This is a genomic window from Halomonas sp. 141 (assembly GCF_002810305.1).
Lineage (GTDB): Bacteria > Pseudomonadota > Gammaproteobacteria > Pseudomonadales > Halomonadaceae > Vreelandella > Vreelandella stevensii.
This window is the reverse complement of sequence record NZ_PINZ01000093.1, coordinates 1-2,100: the sequence shown is the minus strand read 5'-3', so window position 1 is coordinate 2,100 and position 2,100 is coordinate 1. Positions and strand designations below refer to the sequence as shown.

Genomic DNA, 2,100 nt, shown 5'->3' with positions numbered 1-2,100 from the left:
GCCCGCAGCTGCCCCGCCACGCGATGCGCTCGGGCCACGTCCTGGCTCCACACGGCACCGGCCAACCCAAACCGGGTATCGTTGGCAAGCCGAACGGCCTGGGCCTCGTCATCGAACGCCATGGCGATCAGTACCGGGCCAAACACCTCCTGCTGGGCAATCTCCATGTCGGGGGTGACATTCACCAGCACCGTGGGGGTGATTCATCTAGATCCAAACCGAGGCTCAAAATCAAGCACCTATCCATGCCGTACCTCTTACCATTACTGAGGCTCTATCGGAGGGGGAGTACACTAATCACAATGAGCATGAAACTTCTCTATTTAATCTAAATTAGCCGCATAGAATATTAAAGCGACATGAATATAAAACAGTTATAAATCAATCGTACTTTGCAAGTATGTAAGAAATAACTTACATGCTTTAAGAAATAACTTACATTTTTTTAAGAAATAACTTACATCACAGCTCAGCTAGCGCACCTATTCTCAGTTCGTAGCCCCCTTCAAAGCGGTAACGCCACATAGCACACATTATTATAACTATCCAATCTAATTAACAGCTAAATTAGACGAGGGAACGAGTATGGTTCCAGTGTGTATTGAAGATTGGCAATCGATTGCAAAACGCCACTTACCCCCAGAAGTTTATGACTTTATTGACGGTGGGGCTGGAAGTGAGCAATCATTGCAAGAAAATATTTGCGCACTGGAACGTGTAAAGCTTCTTTCCAGAGTTCTGCGAGGAATAGAAAAAGTAGACCCATTCACCACTCGTTTGGCTCGCATCCTTGGAAACCAATGCCCAACACCTCCCATACTTGTGGCTCCGAGTGCGCATCATAAACTCGTTCACCCTGAAGGAGAGCTCGCAACAATTAAAGCTGCGAACCAGAATGGAGTCCCCTTCATCCTAAGCACTATGTCAGATTTTCCTGTGGAAACAGTATGCGAAAAGTCAGACGCACCAGTTATGTTTCAACTCTATCTGTATAAAGATCGTCAAATTAACAGGGATCTTATTCAGCGAGCACAAGATTCTGGTTGCAGCGCTTTAGTTCTCACTGTAGACGTTCCTCTCATGGGTGCACGACTGCGTGACCGCCGCAATGAATTTAGCGTTAACAGATATAGAAATGAAAGTTATTTGCAAGGGCAAATAAAGCATCAGTGTATCCCTGTCTCAGGAAATTCAGGAGTCGCGGCTTTCGTTGCTGATCAATTAGAGCCCGCTATTTCTTGGGCAGATGTAGAATGGGTTAAATACCATACTAATATGCCACTGATTTTGAAAGGCATACTGCACCCACTAGATGCGGAAATTGCTCTGCAGCATGAAGTAGATGCCCTCTACCTTTCTAACCACGGCGGGCGTCAACTCGACCACCATGTTTCCGCCATTAGTATGTTACCACATATTCGTCAACGGCTAGGCAATGTGATACCGATTATCGTAGATGGCGGTATTCGCAGTGGCGCAGATATCCTTAAGGCTCTTGCTTTAGGTGCCGATGCTGTGGGCGTAGGTCGTCCAGTTCTTTGGGGGCTTGCTGCTGAAGGTGCGCAAGGAGTAGCCAGAGTATTGGAACAGCTGAGTGAAGATTTACATCTTTGCATGCATCTCTGCGGATGCGCCTCCCTTGCGGAAGTCAATAATGAAATCATTTGGATCGAGTGAACCACACGCCAAGGAGAACACTCATGACTAATAGCTGCGAAACCACTTCAAAGCTAATGCTCAAACATAAAGCCCAAAAAATCGATCATGTTGCAATTGCAGTACTAGATCTTGAGCAGGCCATTGGCTATTACAGCATGATCGGATTCAGCCTCATAGACCGTATGACTACCACTGGTGCCCGCAGCGCAATGAATTCCGCAGTAATGGAAGCTGGCCCGATTAAATTCGTCTTGCTCGAAGGAGCAGATGAAAACTCTCAAATAACCCGTTTTATTAATCCTGAATCCGTGAGACCGGCCCTCAGAAGCACTTCTAACCCACTGACCTGCATGGCAATATAGCCATTATCGCCATTCACCCAGACAGTGCCATGCCCAACATAAAGTTCCGCGCCAGTCGCCGCACCCTCACCAGCCACGC

The 2,100-nt window shown here is 47.2% G+C and carries 3 protein-coding genes; 2 read left to right on the top strand and 1 reads right to left on the bottom strand.

Going from position 1 to position 2,100, the window contains the following annotated elements; all coding sequences use genetic code 11:
• Positions 1-191 (bottom strand): aldehyde dehydrogenase family protein (locus tag CWI66_RS17410; protein WP_232711007.1); only part of this gene is annotated, 191 nt, incomplete at its 3' end.
• Between the two features lie 394 nt (positions 192-585).
• On the opposite strand from CWI66_RS17410, the gene CWI66_RS17405 reads away from it, so the two are divergent.
• A complete protein-coding gene (locus tag CWI66_RS17405) occupies positions 586-1,677 on the top strand; it encodes an alpha-hydroxy acid oxidase (RefSeq protein ID WP_096921788.1) in 1,092 nt (363 codons plus the stop codon).
• 23 nt (positions 1,678-1,700) lie between these two features.
• Positions 1,701-2,021, top strand: coding sequence for a VOC family protein (locus CWI66_RS17400; RefSeq protein WP_198517614.1), 321 nt, complete (start codon positions 1,701-1,703; stop codon positions 2,019-2,021).
• Positions 2,022-2,100: the final 79 nt, after the last annotated feature.

Excerpts from the sequence above, each read along its gene's own strand:
- CWI66_RS17405 (WP_096921788.1), top strand. The coding sequence starts at position 586 with ATGGTTCCAGTGTGTATTGAAGATTGGCAATCGATTGCAAAACGCCAC.
- CWI66_RS17400 (WP_198517614.1), top strand. The coding sequence starts at position 1,701 with ATGACTAATAGCTGCGAAACCACTTCAAAGCTAATGCTCAAACATAAA.